Origin of the sequence: Enterococcus sp. AZ077 (genome assembly GCF_051714965.1) — a bacterium.
GTDB lineage: Bacteria > Bacillota > Bacilli > Lactobacillales > Enterococcaceae > Enterococcus_B > Enterococcus_B hirae.
In genome coordinates this window covers 1-25,178 of the sequence record NZ_JBIOSX010000002.1, presented here as the reverse complement: position 1 = coordinate 25,178, position 25,178 = coordinate 1, and the positions used below count along the sequence as shown (strand labels likewise).

Annotated in this window: 23 protein-coding genes; 2 read left to right on the top strand and 21 right to left on the bottom strand. The window is 36.1% G+C overall.

Annotated elements, in window-relative coordinates:
- Positions 1 to 7: 7 nt before the first annotated feature.
- The 14 genes from IGL28_RS13400 to IGL28_RS13335 all read right to left on the bottom strand — a co-directional run bounded on the left by IGL28_RS13400 (position 8) and on the right by IGL28_RS13335 (position 15,216).
- Entirely contained in the window at positions 8 to 814 is an 807-nt protein-coding gene (locus tag IGL28_RS13400) for a hypothetical protein (protein WP_128427473.1), read from the bottom strand.
- 10 nt (positions 815 to 824) lie between these two features.
- Positions 825 to 1,469: a hypothetical protein gene (locus IGL28_RS13395; RefSeq protein WP_128427474.1), complete on the bottom strand. Its 645-nt coding sequence runs from the start codon at positions 1,467 to 1,469 to the stop codon at positions 825 to 827.
- A 15-nt stretch (positions 1,470 to 1,484) separates the two neighbouring features.
- On the bottom strand, positions 1,485 to 2,690 hold the full coding sequence (locus IGL28_RS13390) for a glucosaminidase domain-containing protein (RefSeq protein ID WP_081125708.1): 1,206 nt from the start codon (positions 2,688 to 2,690) through the stop codon (positions 1,485 to 1,487).
- Positions 2,690 to 4,714 carry a VirB4 family type IV secretion system protein gene (locus IGL28_RS13385; protein ID WP_081125709.1) on the bottom strand — a complete coding sequence of 675 codons (2,025 nt, stop codon included), beginning with the start codon at positions 4,712 to 4,714 and terminating at the stop codon, positions 2,690 to 2,692. The genes IGL28_RS13390 and IGL28_RS13385 overlap by 1 nt, the downstream gene beginning before the upstream one ends.
- Before the next feature lie 169 nt (positions 4,715 to 4,883).
- The gene (locus IGL28_RS13380; RefSeq protein ID WP_081125710.1) at positions 4,884 to 5,462 is read right to left on the bottom strand and encodes a hypothetical protein; all 579 of its coding nucleotides are present in this window, start codon (positions 5,460 to 5,462) and stop codon (positions 4,884 to 4,886) included.
- 24 nt (positions 5,463 to 5,486) lie between these two features.
- Positions 5,487 to 6,080, bottom strand: a complete 594-nt coding sequence (locus IGL28_RS13375; RefSeq protein ID WP_002319881.1) for a hypothetical protein — start codon at positions 6,078 to 6,080, stop codon at positions 5,487 to 5,489.
- Positions 6,081 to 6,413: a hypothetical protein gene (locus IGL28_RS13370; RefSeq protein ID WP_047927452.1), complete on the bottom strand. Its 333-nt coding sequence runs from the start codon at positions 6,411 to 6,413 to the stop codon at positions 6,081 to 6,083.
- 83 nt (positions 6,414 to 6,496) lie between these two features.
- Entirely contained in the window at positions 6,497 to 7,018 is a 522-nt protein-coding gene (locus tag IGL28_RS13365) for a hypothetical protein (protein WP_220380993.1), read from the bottom strand.
- 80 nt (positions 7,019 to 7,098) lie between these two features.
- Positions 7,099 to 9,462: a pLS20_p028 family conjugation system transmembrane protein gene (locus IGL28_RS13360; RefSeq protein WP_368022541.1), complete on the bottom strand. Its 2,364-nt coding sequence runs from the start codon at positions 9,460 to 9,462 to the stop codon at positions 7,099 to 7,101.
- Entirely contained in the window at positions 9,459 to 12,071 is a 2,613-nt protein-coding gene (locus IGL28_RS13355) for a VirD4-like conjugal transfer protein, CD1115 family (RefSeq protein WP_081129544.1), read from the bottom strand. Before IGL28_RS13355 ends, IGL28_RS13360 begins: the two co-directional genes overlap by 4 nt.
- Positions 12,071 to 14,122, bottom strand: coding sequence for a hypothetical protein (locus tag IGL28_RS13350; protein ID WP_128427478.1), 2,052 nt, complete (start codon positions 14,120 to 14,122; stop codon positions 12,071 to 12,073). The genes IGL28_RS13355 and IGL28_RS13350 overlap by 1 nt, the downstream gene beginning before the upstream one ends.
- Positions 14,123 to 14,189: 67 nt before the next feature.
- A complete protein-coding gene (locus tag IGL28_RS13345) occupies positions 14,190 to 14,492 on the bottom strand; it encodes a hypothetical protein (RefSeq protein WP_002302862.1) in 303 nt (100 codons plus the stop codon).
- A 17-nt stretch (positions 14,493 to 14,509) separates the two neighbouring features.
- Complete coding sequence (locus IGL28_RS13340; RefSeq protein WP_094940051.1) at positions 14,510 to 14,752, bottom strand: DUF5415 family protein; 243 nt, start codon at positions 14,750 to 14,752, stop codon at positions 14,510 to 14,512.
- Positions 14,749 to 15,216 (bottom strand): hypothetical protein, encoded by a 468-nt coding sequence (locus tag IGL28_RS13335; protein WP_128427479.1) that lies wholly within the window; start codon positions 15,214 to 15,216, stop codon positions 14,749 to 14,751. The genes IGL28_RS13340 and IGL28_RS13335 overlap by 4 nt, the downstream gene beginning before the upstream one ends.
- 187 nt (positions 15,217 to 15,403) lie before the next feature.
- Between IGL28_RS13335 and IGL28_RS13330 the strand changes: the two genes are divergently transcribed.
- Both IGL28_RS13330 and IGL28_RS13325 read left to right on the top strand, forming a co-directional pair.
- Positions 15,404 to 15,616, top strand: a complete 213-nt coding sequence (locus IGL28_RS13330; RefSeq protein WP_128427480.1) for a hypothetical protein — start codon at positions 15,404 to 15,406, stop codon at positions 15,614 to 15,616.
- A gap of 114 nt (positions 15,617 to 15,730) precedes the next feature.
- Positions 15,731 to 17,788: a CAP domain-containing protein gene (locus IGL28_RS13325; protein ID WP_128427481.1), complete on the top strand. Its 2,058-nt coding sequence runs from the start codon at positions 15,731 to 15,733 to the stop codon at positions 17,786 to 17,788.
- A 34-nt stretch (positions 17,789 to 17,822) separates the two neighbouring features.
- On the opposite strand, the gene IGL28_RS13320 is transcribed toward IGL28_RS13325, so the two are convergent.
- The 7 genes from IGL28_RS13320 to IGL28_RS13290 all read right to left on the bottom strand — a co-directional run.
- Positions 17,823 to 19,913, bottom strand: coding sequence for an isopeptide-forming domain-containing fimbrial protein (locus IGL28_RS13320; RefSeq protein WP_128427482.1), 2,091 nt, complete (start codon positions 19,911 to 19,913; stop codon positions 17,823 to 17,825).
- A complete protein-coding gene (locus IGL28_RS13315) occupies positions 19,910 to 20,170 on the bottom strand; it encodes a hypothetical protein (RefSeq protein ID WP_002293489.1) in 261 nt (86 codons plus the stop codon). Before IGL28_RS13315 ends, IGL28_RS13320 begins: the two co-directional genes overlap by 4 nt.
- 12 nt (positions 20,171 to 20,182) lie before the next feature.
- Positions 20,183 to 20,944 carry a pilin N-terminal domain-containing protein gene (locus tag IGL28_RS13310; RefSeq protein ID WP_128427483.1) on the bottom strand — a complete coding sequence of 254 codons (762 nt, stop codon included), beginning with the start codon at positions 20,942 to 20,944 and terminating at the stop codon, positions 20,183 to 20,185.
- Between the two features lie 15 nt (positions 20,945 to 20,959).
- On the bottom strand, positions 20,960 to 21,712 hold the full coding sequence (locus IGL28_RS13305; protein ID WP_081129548.1) for a class C sortase: 753 nt from the start codon (positions 21,710 to 21,712) through the stop codon (positions 20,960 to 20,962).
- A 14-nt stretch (positions 21,713 to 21,726) separates the two neighbouring features.
- The gene (locus IGL28_RS13300) at positions 21,727 to 23,703 is read right to left on the bottom strand and encodes a pilin N-terminal domain-containing protein (RefSeq protein WP_128427484.1); all 1,977 of its coding nucleotides are present in this window, start codon (positions 23,701 to 23,703) and stop codon (positions 21,727 to 21,729) included.
- Positions 23,704 to 23,755: 52 nt separating this feature from the next.
- Entirely contained in the window at positions 23,756 to 24,427 is a 672-nt protein-coding gene (locus tag IGL28_RS13295; protein ID WP_368026682.1) for a class A sortase, read from the bottom strand.
- An 81-nt stretch (positions 24,428 to 24,508) separates the two neighbouring features.
- Positions 24,509 to 25,178 (bottom strand): EpaQ family protein (locus tag IGL28_RS13290; RefSeq protein WP_438843976.1); only part of this gene is annotated, 670 nt, incomplete at its 5' end.

The window sequence follows — 25,178 nt, the reverse complement described above, 5'->3', positions numbered from 1 at the left end:
TATTCTTCTAAATATTTTCTTTTGTCATACGATCAATTTTTTCTTGAAGTTTTTGAATGATCTCTTCTTGATCTTTCATTTGCGTTTTCGATGTTTCAATTTCTTGCTGGTAACCATTAATCTTATTTTCAGTATTTTCCTGATCGTCTGCGACTTGATATGGCAATTGATCTTTTAGTTTCTTCACTAATTCTTCATTCAAATCAATGGTTGCTTGGAAGGATTCAATTTGTTTTTGTGCCGCTTTTTGTTCTTTCTTGTATCCTTTCACTTTGTAATTGATCGCATGTTGTTCATAATCTTCATCTTTCACGTGATCTTTGATCTTATCTTCGTGAACATAAAAAATCAGATCTTGAGGTTCTTGCATATCCACCTTTGGATCAATTTTTTCAGGAATAATGGTTAAACGCATAGCGATATATTCTTCTGGTACATGCGATAGCTTCACTGCAAAATAATCATCAGAAACTTTGATCACTTTGGCCTTTATTGCTTGATAATCCCCTTTAGCTGTCTTTACTTCTACACGATAATTAAGATTAGCGAGTTCTTTTAATAAGCTCTGATCTTCATCGTCGATCGCAAATTCAAAAACTAATTGCTGGTTCGCTCCTTTTTCTTTTGAAACCATCGTCAGTTCCTTCGTGTTTAAAAATGCGTTCTTGCTTACTTCATCTGGTATATCTACCTTTTGATGCGTATAAATCGGACTAGCAAGGATTAAAAAGCCGAGAATCATAAAGATTCCCAGCCATTGAAGATAACTTTTTCGTCTTCTAAAACGTTCTCTTGGCTTTTTCTTCTTACTCATTTTTCTCCTCCTATCGAGTGAAATAACTAAAGTCTGTGACTTTCCATTGCCCATCGACTTGTTTTTCAGTGACAGTCAGCCCACCTTTTATTTTTTGTGGCTTGACATCTTTGAATTGGGGATTTCCGATTGTATAATCAACAAATACCACAAAGTTTTGTTCCTCTTTTACACTGCTTGTTTGAGCGTAAGTTTGCACGTCACCTAATGTAAAGGGGTAACTTCCGTAATCATCATGTTGGTGATCATCGGCTGCAGGACTTAATTTGTCGATCACTTCTTGGGTTGCGACATTTTTTAGTTTTTCCGTTAATTCATTTCTGCTTAATGATTTATCAATGGCCAATTGACCGAACTCTTCTGCCGTCTTTCTTTGTGCTTCAGTGACTTCCTCTTTTGCTTTTGTGCCATCTTGTTGCTTCAGCTGATCGATTTCTTGGTTTTTCTCATTGATGGTTTGATTTAACTTGTCGATCTTCACCTGTGCCTCAGAGGAATTTTTTTTGAGCTTCTCAGACGCGTTTTTAGCCACTTCTTCAATTTTATAGGTATTTATCTCTTGTTCCTCTTTCAGCTGCCAAAACAACGCGATATTGCCGATTAAACTAATGCTAATTGCAGCTGTTAAGACGATTTTTAACGTTTTATTTTCCATATTTTTTCTCCTAAATTATTTTTTACTGCTGTTTAAAAATGGTAATGGATCGATCCATGTACCATCATCAATGAATGCGTGACCTTGTGCTTGACGCCAATCCATTCGCGTAAATCCTAAATGCAAGTGTGCGGTATCTCGTATCCCGATTACTTGACCAACTTTCACTTGATCACCAACCTTCACACGAGAATTTCCTGTACTATTCGCAAATTCTTGATACACCATATTCAACCCGTCGTAATTAATCACAATCACACATGCCCCTAACCCTGAAATACCAGGATTGCCAACGTACACGACTTTTCCTCCATGCACCGCGTGAATTTCACTTTCTGGATGATCGACTGAACCAAAATCTAATCCATCATGGAAACCATTTGGTCGGAACTCTCCTCCTGGATTCGTTCCAAACAATTGCCCACCGCTAAAGGAATTTTTATCTAAACTGCTGCCAGGGAATGGGTTCGTCCACTCACCAGTTATTATTCCGTTATTATTACAACCTTCACCCCAATGTTTGATCGCAAATTCATCATATTCTGTTAATTTATTTTTATTAATAATAGACATACAATTTTTATAATACGCACTATCTTCAGTAATTCCTGCAGCGGCATAACCACCTCGTCCTAAAATCAATAAGCTTGCGCCAGGGCTTTTATTTCCTACACAAGCATTGAAATTAGACTGTGTGGCAACCATAAAGCCATAAAAGGAGAACGTGGCTTTAGAATTAGGAAACTTCATATACCAGCCCCCTTCACTGCCACCAATTCCTCTTGGAGTTCCTTTAGGAAATAGACAACCATCGAACCACGTAAGCCCAAAATAATTGAGATCATTTCTTGCGGACGCCGATGTACCAAATGCTGATTCGTAACCGTATTGCGAAAGGATCACACTTGGTAATAATTTATATTTCACTGCTGCTCCTACCGCATATTGCGCAATTTCATATGAAAATGGGCCTCTCCCTTTGATTTCTTTATAAATCGGTAAGCCTTCCGAATATTCTCCTGTAAAAGCTTCGCCGCCACTGCTTGAATCTGAATCCGAATTATCAATCGAACCCGCCGCAAGTATTAGAAAAAGGGTCACGAACACAGTAATCAAAATAGTAATCAAACCTGCAGAAGTACCAAACAACCACAAAAATAAGCGTCGCTTTGCACGACGCTTAACATACTGCTTGATTAAACTTTCATTTTGGTTTTCCATTATTTTCCTCCATCAAACAAATTTAATTGACGTTTGTTCGGACTAAAATGAACACGAATGGTTTCTTTTGAGCCAAAATTGATCACAGCGTCTCCTTGATTTTGTTGAGGAATGGATTCTAATTCTGAGTTCGTCATTGATTTACCAACTAATCCTTCTATATGACGTAAAATAGATTCATCCATACGCATAAAGATCTTCGTAGAAGAAAATTCAAAGACTTTCTTCAGTTTCGAGAAGTTATCAGAAGACATATTTTCTGGCACCATTTCTTGTGGGGATTGTGTAGCTAAAACAGTCATTGCTTCTACTTTACGCATTTCTCGTTGAAAGTTTGTGACATAATTTACCGTTTCAATAAAATCTGGATTAATCGCATTATGACACTCATCAATCATCGCCAAGAAGCGTTTGAAGTCTTGTTCTTCCATTTGTTTTTCTTTAATTAAGCGTCGTTGTCTTCGCCCTTGAATCAATGCCTGATTCCAAATCAACGTCATCGCCATGTACATTTGACATTGTTGTACCCCTCGATCTAAGCCTGTAATAGAGTCAATGTCAAAAAAGACCAACTGTTGTTGGTCAAGGTGTCGAATCGTACTATGACCATCAAAAATCATGCCATACGTCTCACATAAGGATTCTACGATGGATTCCATTTCTTCTTTTCGATTCTTTTTCTCTTGGGAAGCACCTGGTAATTCCAGTTGTCCTAAAAAGTCTAAAAATTCTTTGAACGTCGGATAAGCTTCTGGATCTTTCCCTGTGACTTGCGTCTCAGTATTTGAACGCGAATTTGAGGAAGTAAATCCGCGTGGTACTGTTCCATACTCTTCATAAAAACGATTTAAATAGGTCTTAAATTCTGCTTTCATCGTTCCTTTTAGCTGAGGACTCACTAGCTGTACCTGATAAACCACTTTGTCTAAGTGCGTTTGATAGGACGCTGCTTCATTGATCTTCAAATCTTTGACTGATCCATCGTCATATAAACTGGATGCTTCATCATACGTTCGTGTGGCAAATATCTCTAAAGGATTGATCATTCCGTCAGATCCGTCTAAACGCACCATAATACCGTTATATTCCTTTAAGAAAGGAATAAAGTCTTTTCCCTTTTCAAAGCCCCAAATAAAGTCTCCTGCAGCTAAATGGGCTTCCGCGATCATTTTAAGAACGGTTGATTTACCAGCTCCCATCATTCCTAGAAGCAAGGTATTAGTAGACAACCGTACACTATTTTTATACGTCGCATTCCAGACAAATGGGCCGCCTGTCATGGTTTCCCCATATTGTGTACCTCCTGGATCTTTTAGCGTTTGGTGGTGGAACGGGAAACCTCCGCCAATGTTTAACGATGGTAATGATTGCCCTTTGATATTTCCGAACCATTCAGCTTGTTCATCGAACATGGTAAACATCGATTGCCAATCTCGTTTGGTTTTATGCAGATAGGTCACTGCACGATAATCCATCCCTTTTAAATTTTCAATCAGTTCCTGCGCTCTTTCATCTACTTCTTGAATCGTGTTTCCATAAACATGTACTCTCACTTTGACTTGCTTAGAAATTTCCCCATTAGAAGTCAATTTACGGGCATATTCCGCTAGTTCCAGGTATTCTTCTGCGCTTTTATTTCGGTCAGTCGCTTTTCGTTCGTTATCTGATCGATCATTTAATTCATCTAATGCGCGATTGATTTGATCAATCACTTTTTGCTTTTCATCTGTGCTAACATCTAGTGTGGCCACTGTATGAGGATTGTTCATGAGATTGGCCAACCAAAAAAGCGTTGGATTTTTTGTGTAGTGATAAACTGTCACACATCGTGAATAACCATTTCCATAGGTCACATACTCTTCATCGAAATTTAATCCACCTTGTGGCATCACTTGTTTTAAAAAATCTAAATCATACCCTTTGGATTTTAAAATTTCTATTTCCCGATTTCCTAGTTGCTTTAATGGATCAAGTACTTTTTGATCATTTTGTGGTGAAAAAGCTGTTTTAATCGCTTCTAACATGTACAATCACCTCTTCTTTTTTGATTCTCTACTTGGTTAAAAGAGTGCCCTTTTCCCAACTTACCCAGGCTTAACGTGTGAGGAAATTTTCTAGTGGTCTCTTCTTTCGGAACATCTTTTTCTAACCATATCAACGGATATTTCATTCTCTCTTCTCCATTCCTACTCATCATTCATATTGTTCATTAGATAAAGGATAGTATCTTTCAATTTTATATTCTTGGAATTCTCCATAATATATATCTACATATGCCTTCAGTCCTAACCAAAGACATTCTAGTAAAATCAAGATATTTTCAATCATTCCCTCAGACAACATTTCTTTTCCTTTATACCAAGGGTAAAAAATAATTCTCCGCTCTTCTGGTTGAATATTCAGTCCTAAAATATAGGTATTTGCGTATTCAAAATAGACCTTTCTTTTGTACGATGGTTCATTATTAGGAATTTCATAGTAGATTAGATTTTGCAAAAATAGCATTTTTTCCAGCGCTATTTTAGAGGTGTTAATATCTATTTGATCTGCAATCCTATTAAAATAAGCTGGACGTTTGTCTACGTAACCGATTGGTTTCAGATTTTTAATAATGTGAACGACTTTTAAATAAAGAGTCCTATCTTCCGTAGGGAGTTCGGTTGACATATAACATTTAGAATAGTATTCGCAAATATCTTTAGCTTGTTGTACTGTAACATTTACACCAATGTCAGATAATACTTTTTGTATTCGTTTATAATCTTGAATCATAGATTTAATCCCTCTTTAAATATTCTATTCGTCATTCATGTTATTCATTCGATAAAGAATCTTGATCAATTCTTTTTTGTAGAGTGGTTTTAACCCTAAAATGCCACTAGATCGCATTAACTGACGGTTTCTGGTTTGTAAATCCTTGATTGTCTTTCCTTCAATGACGAAAAAGAAGCTTAAGTCAGGACGTTCTTGTTCTGCTCGTTTCAATTCCTGGATTTCCTCTACTAATTTCTTTTCATATTTTCTTAATCGCTGTAGATTTCTTCCTAAGGATTGTTCCATACGATTCTTATCTAATAACTGCCGCTTTTGCACGATTTGTTCCGTTAGATCCGTCTCTGTGGTCAAACTAACTAACTTAATTGTTGGCACATACGTACGCATGACGGTGGTCAACTGATTCATTCGTTCTAGTTTCTCTTGTTCGTTTAATCCTTCCACGTCTGTAGAAACTACACGATAATAGCGTTGAAAATGATCTTCTTTAGTAACTAAGACTCCCTCTTCTGTACAGGATTTATAAGGAAATAAATCCAAGATCGATCGTTCTTCTGGTTTTCCAAACTGCAAAATGGATTTCTTATCAACTGAATTTTGTCCTTTGACTCGCATTTATTCATCCTCCTTATACGTACCATGATAATTTCTGTTGGGATCTAAGGCATGATAATGATTTTTATCCGTAAAAAAAATAGACTCGATAATCGCAAAAATCTGCCTTTGACCTGGATTATTATAGGAACGCCAAACAATCACTAAGCCTATCGCAAGCCATAATCCATAATTCAGAAGGGCAAAAAATAGTGGTAAATGGACAAGATTATTGACCATTTTTGCCCAAAAAAAGCAACCACCAAGTGTTAATAGATCGATAAAGAAAAATGCGAAAAACTTCCATTCTCCACTAAATCTTGGTGGATTTTTCATATGAATATATTTATCCATAATATAACCATACCCCTTATATTCTTTATTTTTAGAAACAAAAAACACTGTGATTTCTCACAGCGTTTTTCTAAATATTACAACTATAATTCATTTCCTAAATCACGAGAACGATTTTTTCCTCGTCGTAATTGATAATTCAATTGACGATTTTCTTCTTTTAATTCAACAATTTTCTGTTCCAGATTTCTTTTCTTTTGAATTAAATCATAATTTTGTGCACGTAATTCTTCATTTTCCAAATGAACTCGTTGCATTTCATCGTTTAATCGATTTAAATTCTCCAATGATTCTTGTATCGTTTCTTGCCTAAAATTAAGTGAGCCAAGTTGACGATCTTTTTGTTGTCTTTGCTCTTTCAATTCTGACGATATTTGCTCAACAGAATGAAATAACTCCGTTAATTTTACTGTGAATGTGGGCATAGCATCTTTCAAATAAGTGAATCCTTCCGAAAGATGTCCAATAATACTTTGAGCATGTTCTTCTTGTTTTTTTAAAATAGACTGATGATCTTTTTGTAAACTCCCCGTATCTTTAAATCCTTTTATAGTCGCCGCAAAAATCGTTAGGATTGCTCCTAATGCAGTTATAAACGTAGCCATAAAAATATCCTCCACAATTTTCTCCTTTCCATTTTAACATAACTTGTTTTATGAAGAAAAAAAGCCCTTAAAGAGGCCTTTTATTGCTTGATATTCTTCAATAGTTGTTCTTTCAATTCATTGTTCCTGTTTTTAGTTTCTCTTGTCACATTTATTTTTGTTGGTGCAGTAAATGCCACATTTGCTGGCTTGTAACCCGTGTGAACTTTTTGAATAGGCTGTGGTGCAGCTTCCCCTGAAACGATATTTTGAACGGAAAGATTTGCTGCCTCAGTGCTATCAGATAAATTGTAAGAAACAGTTGTCAGATTTCCATTTTCAGGCAAACGACTTGGTTTCATTTGAACAGTACCTGCAGTTGATTGGTGAACAAAGCTTTGGTCATTCTCCTTGAATTGATTCAAACGACTATCTTTCATTGGTAAATTTTGTGTCTTAGGCAAACCAATTTTCGTTGATTTTTCAGTTCCAACTTCGATTCCATTATCATTTGGCAGATCGATGGAATCCTCATCCGTTTGTACTTCTTGATTTCGTTTTGGTAAATCTGAAATACGCTTTTCATTTTCAGAATTAATGTTAGATTTATAACGATATTGTTCTGGATCTGTTTTTGGTAATTGACCATTTTGTTCTTCTGAATTTTCGTTAGAATGTAACTCATCTTGGTGATCTTTGGCTGAAGGAATCGCTGCACCTTCTTGATTTTCTTTTTCGGTTGTTGTATTAGCTTTTACTGCTGCATTGACTTGTCCTTCACCATACGCATCTTTTAGTCCTTCTTTGACTTCTGAAGCTTTTTCTTTTTGTTTTTCTAGTGCTTCGGATGGATTCTTCACAGCTTCAGCCAATTCTTTAGCTCTCGTGCCGTCTAATTTCTCTTCTAAGGTGTCTTTGGCTTTTTCTGTAAGATCTTCAGCTGTTCCTTTTAACCCACGTTCATTGACGTAACCAAGACCTTCTGCGGCTTTAGAAACACCATTTTTCGCTTTCCCGAACATTTCGGAAACTGTTTTCTTACTATTAGGTACAGTTGTAGCTTTATCGTCTGATTGTTCTTCCCCGTTATCAGGGGTAACATCTTTTCGATTGCCAAATCCATTTTTACGAATATCATTTAAATTGCTTAAACCACTCTTACCAGCACTTGCAAGGTTTTTAGCACCACTACCCACATTTTTCGCAATATTTCCTAAGGCAAACATGCTAAGAAGAGAATTGCTGCCGTTTTTCAGACTTGTATCAACACCGAAAATTTTCGTAACTGATTGAGAGCCTTTGAATAGCGCAATGGTCAATACAATTAAAGCAACGACATACAAAAATCCATTGATTTTTCCTGCCGCATGCAAATCACCGATACCTGAAAGCATTAATGTATAGATTCGTAATTCTAAAATCGTAAACGCCAATAACAAGAAGGATTGAGAAATATCTTCTATCGCACTTTTCATCCGTTGGCCTGTCTCAAAGTCCGTTGACGCGGCAATTACTAAATAGAATTTTTTAAATACCAGCTCAATAATACAAGTAATAATCGTAAACAAGATAAATAAATAGGCAACCGACAAAGAAGATTCACCAGCTAAAATAATCCCTGGACTACTAATGTATCGACGATACCCTGAAGTATAGACATATTTTGCTAACCCTTCATCACTAATCTCCACAGGAATTTCTTTCCCATTATCATCCAGTTCCAATCGATATTGCAACGCTCTTAATCGATTCTTTTGTATGTCTGATAGCCCACTCTTATCTTTATTCGCCATGTCTTTAGCTTGGTCAGGAGTAATAATTCCATTGATATTCGCTGTTTTAAAATTTTTAGCAGTCAAGGCATTTCTTTTGTCTGTTGGTAGGGATTCTACTTTATTCGGGTCAGTCGCTAGTAATGTACTTACATCGATCACATTATTTTGAATAATTTGAAAAGCAGGTGAACCAGTTTTATCTGATTTGTTTGCTGCAGTGACGTCTCCGTAAAAACTTTTACTGATATTTAGCCCTTCATCGATTAAAGAACTACCACCAAAAATCAAAATCATGGCCATGACTAAATTCACCAAGATATTTTTGATTTTTGGTGGGTGTTTACTCATAAAAAATTTCAAGCCTAAATAAATTAATGTGACGACACAAAAAAGAGCTAATACCTTACTAATCAAACTTTGAAACAGTTCATTCACACCAGCAGCGTTCAATAAGTCTTTTAAATCAAAACTTTGATAAATTGTTTTTTCTAGCAATGTGTTGAGATTATATAATCCTTTAATCAGCCCCCACAAAAAAGTATTACAAATCCAACTGAACACATCTTGATATTGCAGATAATTACTATACTCTTGTAATACTTTCGTCACGACTTTAGGATTTGCATCACCTTCTCCAAATAAACCAGACCACCAGTCGGTAATGCCAGAAAAAATTCCTCCAATGATCATTCTTTCACCACCTTTTCAGATTCCAATAACAACCGTTTCCCAATCATTTCAGAAATTTCTTCATTTTTGATCAACTTTTCAACATATTCTTGAAGACGATCCGTTGCTTGTTCTTCGTAAAATTGAATTAATAATTTTTTAGCCGTCTCATTCTCAAGAGATTGAACGATTTTATAAAACATATTTTCTTCGTTTTTTTCTTCTAATTGATCATGCAGTCCATGATAGAGATTTCTAGCATCTTCATCTGGTAGGAAGTAATCATAATCAATCTGCAAAGCCTTCAAATCGAGGTCCGCATGTGTGCAATGTATATCTATATCATTGATATCCCACGATGGATTAAAATCTTCAATGTATTGATAAGCATAAGGAAGATTCGTTTCCCCATGATTAAAAATAGGATACGGCCGTATTTTATGCCCTTTCAAATCTTGCCGTTTTAAAGGAGCAAGTACAATCGTTTCTCCTTCTAAAAAAGTAGAGATTCTTTCAGGAGTTAAGATACGATCTGAATCAACATTACGATTGATATGAGTATTCATACCTAACGCATTGATCGTACTATTTTCCTGTTCAACAGTTTTATTCCCCACTTTTTTAGAAAATTCTTCGATGGTATTATCATCTGTCGACATAATATAAATATGTGTCTGACAATTTTCTTTGATAATCGCTGCGTTTTGCTCCCCATACTTCGCATAAAGTTGCTGATAGGATTGAATAAACAGATCCCACAACATGTTTCGACCAGCTGTGACTGTCATGATTCCTTCCATGTTATCCATTGGTGGCATATTCCCAAATTCATCTAATATAAAATGAATCCTACGGTGACATTTATCTCCTTTAGTCTTAACACATTGCGTAGATAATTCTTTGTATAACTGACTAAGAAAAATACTAACAATGATATGGTTAGATGGATCATAATCAGGTGTGAGCATAAAAATAGCCATTGGTTTATCGGTATAGTGCATCCGAATAGACTCTACTAATAAGTTACTTTTATCCTCATCTAATGTTAGAATGGCTTCTTTTTCTAATTCTGGCAAATGGGTTTCTCCTCGTTTTTTTCGATAAACGATATTCCCCTCTTCGTCTTTCAATACTTTTTGAGAGAATTCATACCAGGCCACATATTCTTTTCCTTGATGGTCATATTTTAAGCAAACATGATCCCCTTGCTCTAAATGACAATCAAAGTTGATTTCACAAAAACCTCTATAACCAACTTTTACACGTTCCTCATGAAATTTCCTTCCTTTATGATAAAATTCCACTACGACTCGTTGATTTAAAAGACTTTCATGTAATTTCAAATCTAAATATTTTGGAAATCCAACCGATTTATAATCAATGGTTGATTGAGAGGTCATTTTCGCAATTTTCGTTAGGGTAAATGGATTCAATCCTGTGATTGCCGTCGATAAAATATTCCCTTTTGCCTTATCAGAACCAATTTTTGTTGCCCCGTATTGCTTTTTCGCTAGATTTCCAGGTGGTAACTGATTCATGAATTCATCTAAAGCATTGAGCTGTTTGAATTCATTGTCTGGATCTGGATAATAATTAAAACCGCCAATCTCAGAAAGAAGCTCAACGAGATTATTGGGGGTTAATTTGGAATAATCCCCTGTTTGATCCGCTTGTTCTAACAACGCAAAAATAAGCGCATTGACAGCTTTCTGCGCATTTTCGTTAAAATATTTATTGTCTGAAGCGTTGGCATCATAATAAATCGTATTCGTGAAAGTATTGGTTAACTGTGTTGCAGTATCTATGTCTCCTCGTTTCCAGTATTTTACAATGAGCGCCAATGGATTATCACTCATTGACTGTAACGGGTCAGTGATATTAAAAGCATACACATCATAACCTCTGGCTTCCAACTCATCTTTGCTAGCCACATACAATTCAGTTTTTGGATCATTAACAACCATTGAACTTTGTCTTTCTGCACGAGAAAGGTTGTCAATCGTCGCCAATACTTCGATCTGCCCCTTCCCTGATCGAGAAGTACCGACAATACAGGTATTGACGGTATCCGTCTGAATATACCAGTACTTTTTATAATGAGTAATTGGTATTCCGCCATAACCAGGAAAACCTCGCTTTGATTCTGGTATTTGCGGATAAATTTGTTGGATTTCCTTTAACGTTTTTAATCGGTTATCTCCTTTTTGCCCATCTGCTAGAGGACGAAACCACATGTCTATTTTTAAGCCCATGAGTACAGCTGGTACCAAACAAACGGTAGAAACAACTAAGCGTGTACCCAAGCTTGTGGCTGGAGTCAAAGGATTCCAGAAACCATCTGAATCAAAATGGAATAACTGCGGCATTTCTTGTAACTGAAAAAGATTCACTCCTTGTAAACTTCCTGGAATAATCTCAAATCGATGAAATGCTTCTGGTATTCTTGTAACAACATAGTTTAAAGGAAGATAAGCTAAGCCACTATAAAAAATCTTTTGAGAAAGACGTTTGTCATGTTTTTCTGGTAGCTCTTCTCCTGAAGGAGTATAGCGATAGAAATGAGAAAGATACCTATTCTTTTCTAAATTGAATCGTTTGTCTTTTCGTCTCGTTGTTTCTCTAACACGCATTATTTCACCTCATTTGATTCTGAATTTTCGGAAGAGTTTGAGTGTACAGTTGAATCGCTTGATCCATCTTTGGTCTTACTAGAATCACTCTCTTTGCTGTTTTCCACACTTGAATCTGTTGTTGACTGATTGGTACGATTCAATAATTCTTCTAATTGTTGTTCATACTCTTTTCTTGCTTGTTCCTGGGCTTCTTCCTTGATTGATGCTGTTGTGGCTACAGAATCAGCCTGTGAAGATTGATTGATATGATTAAAAGCAAATACTGTTCCTCCACCTAGAAGCAAGCTTAAACTTGCAATACATCCCACCATCCATCCGTTAAAGGAACGCTGTGGTGAAGGAGTTAAATTTGCTTGGTTGTTGTCCACTGGCGTTTGAACAGTAGATACTGGTTGAGGGTGTGCTAGATAATTTAATTGGGCTTGTCGCAATGTATCCATTTGTTCTTGACGTTCCTTACGAGCAGCTACTTCTTTTTCCTTTTCTTGCTTTAACCGTTGTTTTTCTATCGCCATTTGTTGTTCCGCAAGATCCTGTTCCCGTTTTTTTAATTCTAATTGTTCGCGCTCTTTTTCTTTTTGCCGTTGTTTTTCTTCTTGTTCTTTCAATTCTTGTTGTTGAATTTCATACTCTTTTTTCCATTTTGGAATTTGTACTTGCAATTCTTGCTGGATCTGCTCATGTTTTTCCGTAAGAACTTCAGTCGTTGTTTGATAGAGCTTATTCAGTTGCTCATTTAATTCTTTACTAATCTTTAGCTTGTCTGTACGCAAACCTCGATAAAATTCTTCTTTTCGTTCTCTTATGCGTTCTTTTAACAAGTTTTCTTTTTCTTTTGATAGCGCTTCTTGATTCGTCTGAGTAAAATTGTTGATCTTTTCTACACATAAGGAATACGCATTGTCGCGTTTCTTTTCGTACCGCTCTTTGATTCTTTGTACTTCTTCTTCAATCACTCGCTGTTCTTCTTTATTTAGTTCCTCTTTTGCTCTCTCCCAATTCGACGACTGTTCCGTCGCATACTCATTTATTTCTTGGTCTGTTTCCTGTTGGCGTTCTTCAAAAGTAGCTAATAAATCTTCTTGTGCAAGCTCATGCCAATTGGTTGATTGAACAGACTCTAACTGTTCTAAAAGTGTACCTTTCCCTTGTGAGATTAATTCTTCTTTACTCTCTAAAAATGCTTGATAGGTTTGGGGTAATTGATATTTCGAATAAAGCTCATTTAAAAATAATTTATTTTTTTCTTTCATCCATTCATACTCTGGCGGATATTGATCCAAAATATAATCAAATACAGTTGCCTTTTGTATCTCTGTTTCGTTTTTCTCTACTTCTTCACTGATAAGTGGTTCAATATATTCCTGAGAATCCCCTTCAGTCCATGTTGGCTCTTCATTCGCTTCGACTGGATCAATCTCTACTTTGGTCGTCTCTTCCATTGTTTCTTCAAAGGGATCTCCATCCAATTGATCCATTACCTCGTTCTCTTCCTCAAATATCGATTTCTGAGTCGGAATATCAGCTTGTTCGTCAACATTCACTGGCTCTTTTTCTTTTGATTCCTTCTTTGGAAAGATTGGTCGTTCCCATGGTACTTCTTCGTTTGCTTCTCCTTCACTCACTTGACTAACTTTCAGTTGGTCATTTTCTAATTCTTCTTCTAAAACTTGAAGCAATTTTTCGTTTCGATAAGATTCTTCCACACTCATGTTTTCATCTGTTTCTTTAAATATATCAAGACGAATTAGATCCATCAATGTAGGATAGAACCCTTCTGAAATTTGATAATCCAGCGGGCCAAAAACATATTCTGTACCAGCTTTCTCTATTTTTCCTTCTGTGTCATGTAACGTGAGAGTCAACTTAACAGAAGATTGCTTTTCTTGTTCCAATACTTTTCCTAGTGCATGTAGTTGTTCTTCTGTCTCAATGACCGAATATTTAATTGTTTTTGGTAAAAAAGAAGTCCGCTTTCCTACTTCTTTCGTTGCTTTTTTTATTAACTCTTTATCTTTTTTGATATTGCCTGCAATCATAAAGTACATGAGTATTCTCCTTTCATAAAAAAGGAGTAAAAAGTAGCCACGTACTTTTTACTCCTTCATTTTGTTTTTATAGTCCCTGTGGGGTTTGTCCAAACATTCCGAATAACGAAACCACAATAGAGGCGGCAGCCAATATAACTCCTACCCCCATCAATACATAACCGACGTGCATCTTCCCGTTTTCAGCTCCTCTTCGCCCAAAGAAGAAGAAAATACCTCCAAGAACAATAGAGGCAACGGCCGCAACAGCCGCAAAAATCATCAGATTGTTTTTTAAGCTTGTAGCTGCACCTTGTAATGCTCTAAAAATATCAACCGCAGCTACTACTTTCGGTTGTGTTAAAAAATTCATTGTGATTGATTCAAACATAAGATTGTTCGCTCCTTTTAATGTTTAATAATTTCATCGAAAACAAGTTTTTCGCGTTCACGTTGATAGATATATCCTTCCAAGTCCTTATCTTTTCCTCTTAATAGGTCAAATTGTGCTTTTTCAAGGACTTCTTGTTTCCACTGTGCTTCAGAAACACCACGACGTTCTAATATTTTAGACGCGGCTTTTTCAAATGGCGTTTTGGCTTTTGCCACTGTGATTCCTCCTTCAGGATAAATAAAAAGACTAGCAATCATTCGCTAGTCTTTTGTAATTTGTATTTATTTGATTGTGATCCATCATGAATCAATTTCTCTTTCGTTCGCTTTTCGTCCTTACTAGATCCAAGAAAAACCATTTTTTTTACGCCATCCTTCTCGTAAGGAACGACAATAAATAAAGAATCAGGTTTATTTATAAATTGTTTTACGCCTGCAGAATCTACTATTTTATATCTTTCTAAACCTTCATAGTCTTTTTGTCTCTTAACTGTTATTTGTACAGGATCTGGATGCCATACACTTTCAGAGTATTCCCAAGTAGTATCGTCTATAATTTTTAAATTATGAACAAGACCTCCTACTTCTTCTTTCCAAACAGTCCCTGGCTGCAATAAACTATTATCTTCTTTAGCTTCAGATTTCTTGTTACTTGAACATCCACTTAAAATAATAAAAAATATTGCAAACATAGAAACAAACCCTAGTTGCTTTTTCTTCATTTTATTCCTTCTTTCGTCGTTTATTTTTAGTATATCAAATAACGAAAGTAGCAACAAACCACATTCTGGTACACGGGGAACGGATACTCATAATTTCCCACCTTTCTATAGAAACTTTTTCTCTTGATATTGTGATTTATTACAAAAAAGAGATATAATAGAGAAAAAATCAAGAGGGAGCATTGCAATGTACGCTGATAAAAAGAAAATCGAATGGTTGCTGTTTGATAGTGGTAAATCAGTTCGTTCTATATCCATAGAATCTGGCGTACCTTTAACTACCGTCAGTGACCTCGCCAATAAGCGCTCTAGTATAGATAATATGAGATTCTTAAATGCTGCGAAATTAAATAAATTAGCTGAAAAAACCATTGATACTACTAGATCTAGTAAGGAATAAAATAAGAAAAGCCACATTTTAACGAGGCTTTTCTTATTTTTTTGTTGACTATATCGGTTTACCGATATACAATGATCATGTAAACAATTTTAATTAAATTTAGGAGTTGAAAACATGAAATTATTAAACCCAAAAACTATTATAGCTATTGGAACATTTGCTGCCACACTTGCTCTTGCTGGATCTGTTGACGCTGCATCAACTAACGTCATGTATCGCCTTTACAATCCTAATAATCATGAACATTTCTACACCTCTAGCAAAAAAGAACGCGATCACCTGGTAAAGATTAAGTGGGGTAATTATGAAGGGCCTGCATGGGAAGCTCCAACAAGTGGTGGTTACCTAGTTTACCGCCTTTATAACAAAGGGTTACATGATCACCACTACACTGCTAGCTGGGATGAAGTAAAGTGGCTAACTAAGAACTACGGCTGGACTTATGAAGGGCCTGCCTGGCGATCAGCTCCCAAAAACAATCACCCGATTTATCGTTTATTCCTTAAAGGTGTTACAAGCGGTTCACACCATTACACTGCCAGTTGGAAAGAAGTCCAATGGCTAACTAAGAACTATGGTTGGAAGTATGAAGGTGTTGGTTGGTACGGTGCTGATGATTCAAAACCTACAGTAAACAAATCTACTTTAGAAGCCCTATATACTTCAGTTAAAGGTACAAAGAAAGACAATTACACAGATAGTACCTGGAACACTTTTCAAAGTGCTCTAAACAATGCTAAAAAAGTTCTAAATGATTCAAATGCTACACAAAAACAAGTTGATAATGCAAAAAATAGTTTAGACGTAGCATTTAAAGGATTGAAGAAAAAACCGACCCCAACAGTTAATAAATCAGAACTTCAATCCTTATACAATAAAGTAAAGACTACAGCTAAAGATGACTTTACAGATGCTTCTTGGAATAACTTCCAAAATGCCTTGAATAATGCTAAAAAAGTACTAGACGATTCTAAATCTTCTCAAACACAAGTTAACAACGCTAAAAATAGCCTTGATTCAGCGTTTAAAGGGTTGCAACACAAACCTAAACCTTCAGAATATGCGGTAACCGTCCGTCATATGAATCGACAAACTGGAACACTGCTAAAAGAAGAACATGTCTCAGTAAAAGCTGGTACAAGTTACACTGCAAAAGCTAGAACCGACTTGACTAACTTTGAAGCACCACAGTACAAAGTAAATGGGAATGAAACACAAACACAAACGATTAACACAAATACCACATTTACTTTTTACTATGACGAAGTCTTTCTAGTTGAAGTGAAAGCTCGTCCAAATAAAGTCACTGATACTGATCCAAATATCCAAGAACTCTATAATTACAGTAAGAGTTATCCCGTCGTTTATGGACAAAGCATCACAATTGAAGCACCTACGTTCACTAATTTTGTTCTTGACCCTAGAGAAAGCTCTAGCAACACTGTGACTTTAAACAACGTTACAAGCAACCAAGGAATCAATTTTGCCTATACTCATCAATATAACGTCACTGTGAACCATATAAACGTTGACACCAACGCTGTTTTATCTACTGAAACACAAACGGTTTACGAGGGAGACAATTTCTCAACTCCTTGGAAAAATATGACCGATCAAAACTACTTCTTGTGTAGAAATGACGATTCATCTGTTGCCGTTGATAAAAATGGACAACGTATAATTAATAATGTTGACCAAAATCGAACAATCACTTTCAAATACAAAAATATCTCATTAAGTGATTTAAACAATTATGTGCGTCAAAAAGAACTTGCTTGGTTAAATAGCTACCGTCAACAAAACGGTGTTGCTCCAATGCAATTTAACGACGTCGTACAAAAAGCTGCAGATATTCGTGCAAAAGAATTACAAGTAAGCTTCAGTCATTATCGACCTGGTGGCGGTACTTTCCAAGATCTCTTAGAAAGTTTAGGTTGCTATGGCGGTAAAGGAGAAAATATCAATAGTTTCTACCTTTACGTTGACGATATTCTTTCAGATACGGGAGCAGTGAATGCCATGATTATGTGGAAAGACAGCCCTGCTCATAACGCAAACTTGCTTTACAACAATCAAAGCATCGTTGGTTTATCCCATGCTTATGAAGTTTCTGCAGACGGATCACTTTCTTCAGACAACGTATTTATTAGTGCCAATCCAATTTTCAAATAAAAAAACAAGGCTGATTTTCAGCCTTGTTTTTTTATTAATTAAACTTAAGAACCACATAACTAAAAGTAGCTAACACAAGTAATAGTAAGCTGACCACTAAAGTTGTTACTAAATGTGTAGAACCTGTTTTAGGAACAATAACTTGTGGCAAGTTAGGATCAACACCAATTGTCACAACGTTTGTTTTATTAGAAACATTATCTACTGCTACTACGGCTTGGTTATCAATATTTTTTTCTGATTGTAGTGGGGTTCTAGCTGTAAATATCAGTTGAATTTCTCGTCCGTCTAAAAGATTGTTACTTAAGAAGTCAGCGGAAGCTTCCCACTTCAGCGTTCTTGAATTGCTATCATAGGTTAGTGTGCCTTCAGAAGTAATATCTTTTTCTGTACTCTTATCGATCACTTGCGCAGAACCTTCTTTGTATGTCAAACGAGCTTCAATTGGATCTTGAATACTAAATTGCTTGTAGTGATCTGACACAGCGTCTACGCCTTTTGTGTGCCATTTTTGTGTGACTAGATATTGTACTTCAGATCCTGCGTTTAAAGGAGCTGTCGGCGTACCCTTCTTACCGTCATTTCGTCCGTTTACATCTTTTCCATTTTGTTGTACTTCTTTCACTGGAATTTTAGGGAAATAAACGGTAATGATATTTGTATCCTTTTCTACTTTATTAATGATCGACGTTCCCTGATTTTTGGCTACACTATTTTGATTGGCCAATTCATTAACTTTTACGTTGATCACTAATTCGTAAGTTTCGCCGTTATACTTCATTCGGTTTTTTAATGTATCAGCTTTCGCTGCATATTTTACCTGGTGTTTTGTTTTGTCATAGATTACTTCACCAGAGATATCGAACTTTTTATTTGTACCACTTTCAACGTGTGCATCGACGTAATCTACTTCTTTTGGTAAATTATCGATTAACTCAAATCGATCGTAAACCGCTAGTAAATCCACTCCTAATCGATTCACCTTCTGTTTGATTCGATATTGAATCGTGTCTCCTACTTGCAACATTTTATCGTTCACGTTATTTCCATTTTTATCAACCCCTGTTTTTTCAGGTTGATCAGGAACAACACTAAAGATTGTCGCAGAAGATAAAGTAAACCAGGTTTGAACATTAGAAGAACCAATCACAAACATCGGATTTGCTTCAGATATTTTAAAGGACACAGTACCTTGACCAAACTTCGGATCTCCTAATTTATCATGCAAATTATTGAAATCATTATCCGCTTGTGTCAGCTTAGAGCTTCCTCCTGGGTGGCCACCTACCACGTTCAGATTGTTGTAGAAAGATTTAAATTCTGAAAGAACCGTATCTTTTCTGACATACCAATCTGTCGTATTCATTTTGTCATAGTGGGCATATTCTCCTTTAAGATCCGTGCTTTTTCCTCCTGCAGGGTTCAAAGAGTTAAAACTGATAAACGTGTCTCCTGAAAATTGAACGGGGTTACCGTCCTCATATGTGGCTACTAACTGCACATTCATTTGTGTTGAATGGTAAACAATTCCTGAGAAAAGATTGTCTGAGATCCAAAGTACTGTTCTTTTTTTAGATTTACTCATTGCACCATTCGTATTTTTATAGCTATCGTCTCGAAAATGAGTTTTTGTATAGTTATTATCTAGTAGATTCCACGGCAACGTATCCGAGTATAAGTGAATATTAGATAAAACTAGCTTGATATTGACTTTTTTCCCGTTATACGTACCGATTTTTCCATAGTCAATATTGACTTTGGTGTTGGTTGTTACGCCTTCTAAAACAAGGTTTGTTTCACCGTATTCTTTTTGGAAAGAAGGATAGCGTATATTTTTGTTTCCCTCCACTAATCCTACGTAGTCGTCTGTAAAACCACCTTTGTTGGCATCAACATGATATTTGTAAACTTTGGACGCTCCGCTTACAGTAATATTTGTTTTTGTATTAGGTACATCTTTTGGAATAATAAAATTATTCTTTACGTTCTGGATTGGATTTGACGGATCGACAATAACTTTTTCAGCAAAGACATTGGCTGTTTTTAACCCAAACAATGTACCTAACATCATCATTATGGGAAAAACATATTTTAACCGTCTTGTCCACGAGTGTTTAAAATTCATCCCTTCATCCCCTCTTTTTTATAAATGACTAGTGAAATTCCGACAATAACGATCAAATTGATCGTAGTAAATAATGGATTCCTAATGAGCTTTTCCATAATATCTAGCGGCATGGAAGCAGCTGGTATGTTTAAAATCCTCATTAGGTATAGTTGGTAGCTTGGCAAAATAGATAGTTGAGAAAATAATAAACCGCAGTACAAAAAGACTGCGGTTAAACAAGAAAGATTGAATAATAATAATTTGATCAGTTTCATCTTATTTCTTCCTTAATCTCTAGAAAACAAGTGAGTAACAAAATCCCAACAATTCTCAAAGAAGTTTTTCTTTACGCCAGTAGAAACGATTTTTTTAACTTCTTCTTTAGGTTGCGAAGCTTCTGATTTAGGATAAATCCACACATCCTTTAAGAATTCACCGTTTTTATCAGAAACAGGTGTTAATAGCAAAATATCCTCGCTATTAGAAATGTTTTCAGGACTTGATTCATTGACAATATAATAAGCTTGTTTCTGATTTGCCTGTACTTCTACCGAGAATTCAAAGACACCTGTTTGTTGATCAATTGTCTTTGTTTCTCCATTAGAAACTAGCTTCAATTGATCACTGGACAGTTTTTTCACTCGATCTTTTAATTGGGATTCAATTTGATCAGTTGAGAGATCCTTAACATCCATCTTTTGTAAAATGTCCGATACATCATAAACAGAAAACTTCGCGCCATTTACTCCTTCTTGTTTTTCAAGCTTTTGCCCCTGGTTGTCTAATTGTTCGGAAGAAATAATCTTTTGAACGTGAATGGTCTGTTTGACTATTTGATCGTCCTCAGCAATTTTAGGTTCTTCTGAAGAATCAACTGTTGACGAATCGACGGTTTCATCGCTGCTTTGAATCGTGCTGCTATCTGACGTTTGCATCGTTTGTTCTGTGCTATCCGTGCTTTCTTGACTGTCTGCAACCGTCAACTGTGTGTAGGCAGTGAAAGAAAAAAGAGCGGCTGCACAAACAAATAGCCATTTTCTATTTCTCATGTTGGTTACCCTCCTTTATTTTTTCTTTTTATAAACAAATAGCGAACCAATAATCATGACTGAAAGAAAAACAGTACTTCCTAAAAGCCATTTCCAAGATAATTTTTGTTTCTTATTTTCTTCATCTTTTAATTCTGATTTTGTAAAGGTTACTCGTTTCCCATACACTAGAAAACGGTGTGTGTTGATTCCCTTAGGCGTACATGTCATTAGCGTTACTCGATCTTCATTGGGATTTGGTTCTAAGTAAGTGACAAAGTTTCTTTGTAGTTTGTCTTTTTGCACTTCCTCAATCCGATCGATTTGATAAGCGTGCTGCTCACCATCAACTTTGATATAAAACTTTTCTCCTTTTTTTACTGAAGGTAAATCATCAAAAAGATTATCTTTGTAAAGTCCACTATGACCTGCGATTAAAGGATTTTTACCGTTTCCTCCTGTAATATCACCAGTTCCTTCCGTAATACCTACACCATTTTCTAAAATTTTGTCGGACGTTCCGTCATAAATTGGTAGTTTTAAAGAAATACTTGGAATTTTAAGAATACCAACGGGATCGCCTAACTCAATCTTAGCAACATCCAAAGAAGAATCCGTTTCTGCTGCCGTTCCTGTTCGATCGATTGCGGCAATCTGCTGATTTTGTTGGTATTTCGCCACGCTCGCTTCAGCAGGCATCAAAAGTAAGACACCTACAGCTGAAAGTAACCAGAAAGCAATGATCCATTTACCCATGATTCGCTTTTTCTTAGGCTTCCTGATAATCATTGGTTTTGATCCTTCTAGGCTTTCTTCTTAAAGTAAACAACTGCAGAAAGTGCCCCTGCTCCTAGCAACAAGCAAGAGATTAATACATACGTTTGAAAACCGTTGCTACCGGTCATTGGTACGGAAGCTTTTTGATTGTTTTTGATCGTGATTCGGTTTTCTTCTTTGTATGAATCTTTGTCTACTTTGAAAGAGATCTCTTTCGTTAATTTTTGATAGTTTTCAGGCGCTTTTGTTTCTTCCAGTGAATATTCACCTTCAGTTAAACCAGTGATTTCAAAGTGACCTTCTTTATCTGATTTTAGGATCGCTGCATTTGCTACATCGTCCACCCATACTGCTTCTTTGACACCGTCTTTATCCGTATCAACTAATCCACCATAATATTTTCCTTCTGCGTTTTTAGCAGCAAATTCTGCGCCTTCAAGCGGTGTTGCTTTGATTCCTGTTCCAAATAGTCCGCTATCGACTTTTAAGAATTTTGCGCCATAAGTCACAACGTCAGCTTTCGTTTTTTCGTGGTGTTCTTCCTGATTAAATGGATTGTTGTTATAAACGAAATCCACGCTATTTGTTAATGGATTGGCAACAGCTGCGCTGTCATTTACATACATGTTATAAGTCATTTGAAGATCTTGTCCGTGTAAACTTGCGACAGTATCACTTACTTGGCCATTATTCACGATAAAATCGATCACAAAGCCATTTTCTGAATTTTGGATTTTATAATCTGTATTTTCTTTTAATACCACAGATCCATCTTTATTTGTTACTTTGATATTTGCTTTAGCAGCGACATAAGAAAGTCCTTGTCCTGCTACATCCCCCCATTTAAATACACTGTAAGGAGAAGTTTCGCTTTTCACGCCGTTTACTGTGATACCGTCTGCTCCGCCTGCAATGTCTGTTGGGATATGAATCGTTCCTTGATAATTTACTGCGTCACCAATTTGGAAAGAATGTTCTTGTCCTGTTCCATTTGTTACTGTTTTATCGATCACTGGTGCTTTATAGTTTACGTATGAAGCTTTTAAGTCACTTGTCACGCCATCATTCGTAATTTCAAAGGTTAATTTATTGTGCGCATCGTTGCGAGCGTCTGCGCCTAATAAATATTGATCTGCTGTTGGTTCTTTATCTGATCCCACTACAACTTCTGAAGGAACTTCCACAAAATAGTATTTTCCTAACGTCAAATCAGTAGTAGTCAGCTTTCCTTGATCATCCGATACAAGATCTCCTAATTTTGTTCCTTTTCCAGGTTCGCCCTTGTATAACTCAAATTTTGCCCCTTTTAAAGGTGTTTGTTTGCTTTGAGCTGTGCCATCGTCACCAAATTTCGTTAATTCAAAACTCAACTTAGAAACAATATTTTTAGGATATAAGTGAATGTCTTTTAAAAAACCTGAACCTGTATTATCAGTCATTGGCGCAATCACAACCATTGGTTTTGCTTTTTGTGTGACTAATCCAGCAGCGGATTTACTTTCATAAACCACATATACATTCCCTTTGGAATTAACATAGGCTGGTTGATCAGCAAAAGTGATCTCACCATTTTCATCTACAGCTGAAGTAATTTTGTTGGTTGCATTCTTGACGTATTCACTGTTAGATCCCTTGTCTTCTACATCTTTAACGATTTCATCCACTTTCGCGTTGGTTAGATCAGAATCTTCAGTCGGTAATACTTGATCCGTAATATTTCCTAACGTAAACTCAACATCACCATAATCTGCCTTGTTGTATTTCGTTACACCTGTAGGATATTGATCGTGCGTATAACCATCGTTTTTGATCCCGTCAATATCAACATTCAATTGCGTTCCTTGATCGTACATTAATTTATGAACCGTGATATTGACCTTCTCTGGTGGCGTTTTTTGCGTGACATCTTCTGCATGTGCTTGATACCCCTGAAAGCAGCTTGCAATGATTCCTAACATTCCAACAAGCATTCCAGCTTTTTTTACATACCGATTTATTGCCATTTTTTTATCTCCTCATTTCATATTTCAACGACTTGCGTTGATTAAAACCTTGTTATTGTAGCTCTCCCTGTACCACGTATCTTTCTTTTCCTTGTGACGTATAAACACAAGTAAACAACGTTAATAAGGGTTTCTCTCCTTTCTTTGGCAAAGACAAGAAAGAGTTCTCTTCAGGAACGCCATCGATTAATTTAAAGTACTCAGGTACGATAAATTTACGCGTTACCTTGTAACGATAGACGCCATCGTTACTAACTAAGTCCATCACCTCCCCTAATGACAACTTTTGAATATCAGAAAATAAAACACCTGGCATTTCCATGTTATGACCTGCTAGGACATAGTTTCCTTTGCCCATTTCGGCATCTTCATAAAAATAAGTAGCCGCTCCAAGACTCAAAGTGTATTGATTTGCCCCTTTAAAAATCAGCAATGCTAAACCAAGTTCAGGAATCTGAATTTGTGCAAATACTTGTTTATTGACGCCCATTTCGATTGCTTCTTTTTGTATGGACAACATTTGCCCCAAAGACATATCATTATTGACGTTCGTTGCATCCTCCTTATAACTCTTTGCATGTGCATTGATTTGATCTACGTGCATCTTTTTTTCTATATTTTGCTTAAACACCTCTCCTTCATGTTTTTGGTAGCTAACATAGCCAAACACACTGCAAAAGACGATTAAATCGACTCCTAAAAAACCAAATAACCATTTTTTCATCCATCTGCCTCCTTTCAGACAAAACAAAAAACACTTTTTCACAACGAAAAAGTGTTTTCTCTTATTACTATTCTATTTCATTTATCTGGTGGTTTTATATTGGTGTGTAGCCATTGCTAACATTAAGAACACAATTGGTACCCAACTGATTGTAGTTAATGTTTCTTCCATGAATGATTGACACATGATCGCTAAAAAAGCCCACAAGAATGTTAGTTGTCCATTTGTCAGCTCACATTTTCTTACGAGCAACCATAAGAAACTAAGCAAAAGAATAATCGATAGAACAAAACCAATCAATCCATAGTGATTGACGAGTGCGTGATACGTATTATGATTACCTAGAATCTGATTTCCTCTATGGAAAAAGAAAGGTTTCATCCCTACAAATATTTGTCCTGTTTTTTCGCCTAATATTTCATAGAATTTGCGCCAAATTTCTTCTCGTCCTGTAAATAAGTGAACTTTGTCTGACATTGCAGCAAAATAGGAAATCGGTAAAGCTAAAACTGAAACTGCTGCATACATCCAAAAGGACAAGTGTGTGTTTCGAAAAATCTTCTTAGGTAAAATTTCTAAGATAATGAAGATAACCAGCGCGTATAATGCTGCTTTCGATTGGCAAACCCAAATCGTTGCCCCAGCAAGGATCAACGCTGGTAATGATAGCAATCGCATGTACCATTTTCCAAATGAACTAGCAAATCCTGTGATAAGAAGGGCTAATGTCATTAAAGAACTACCTATCGTA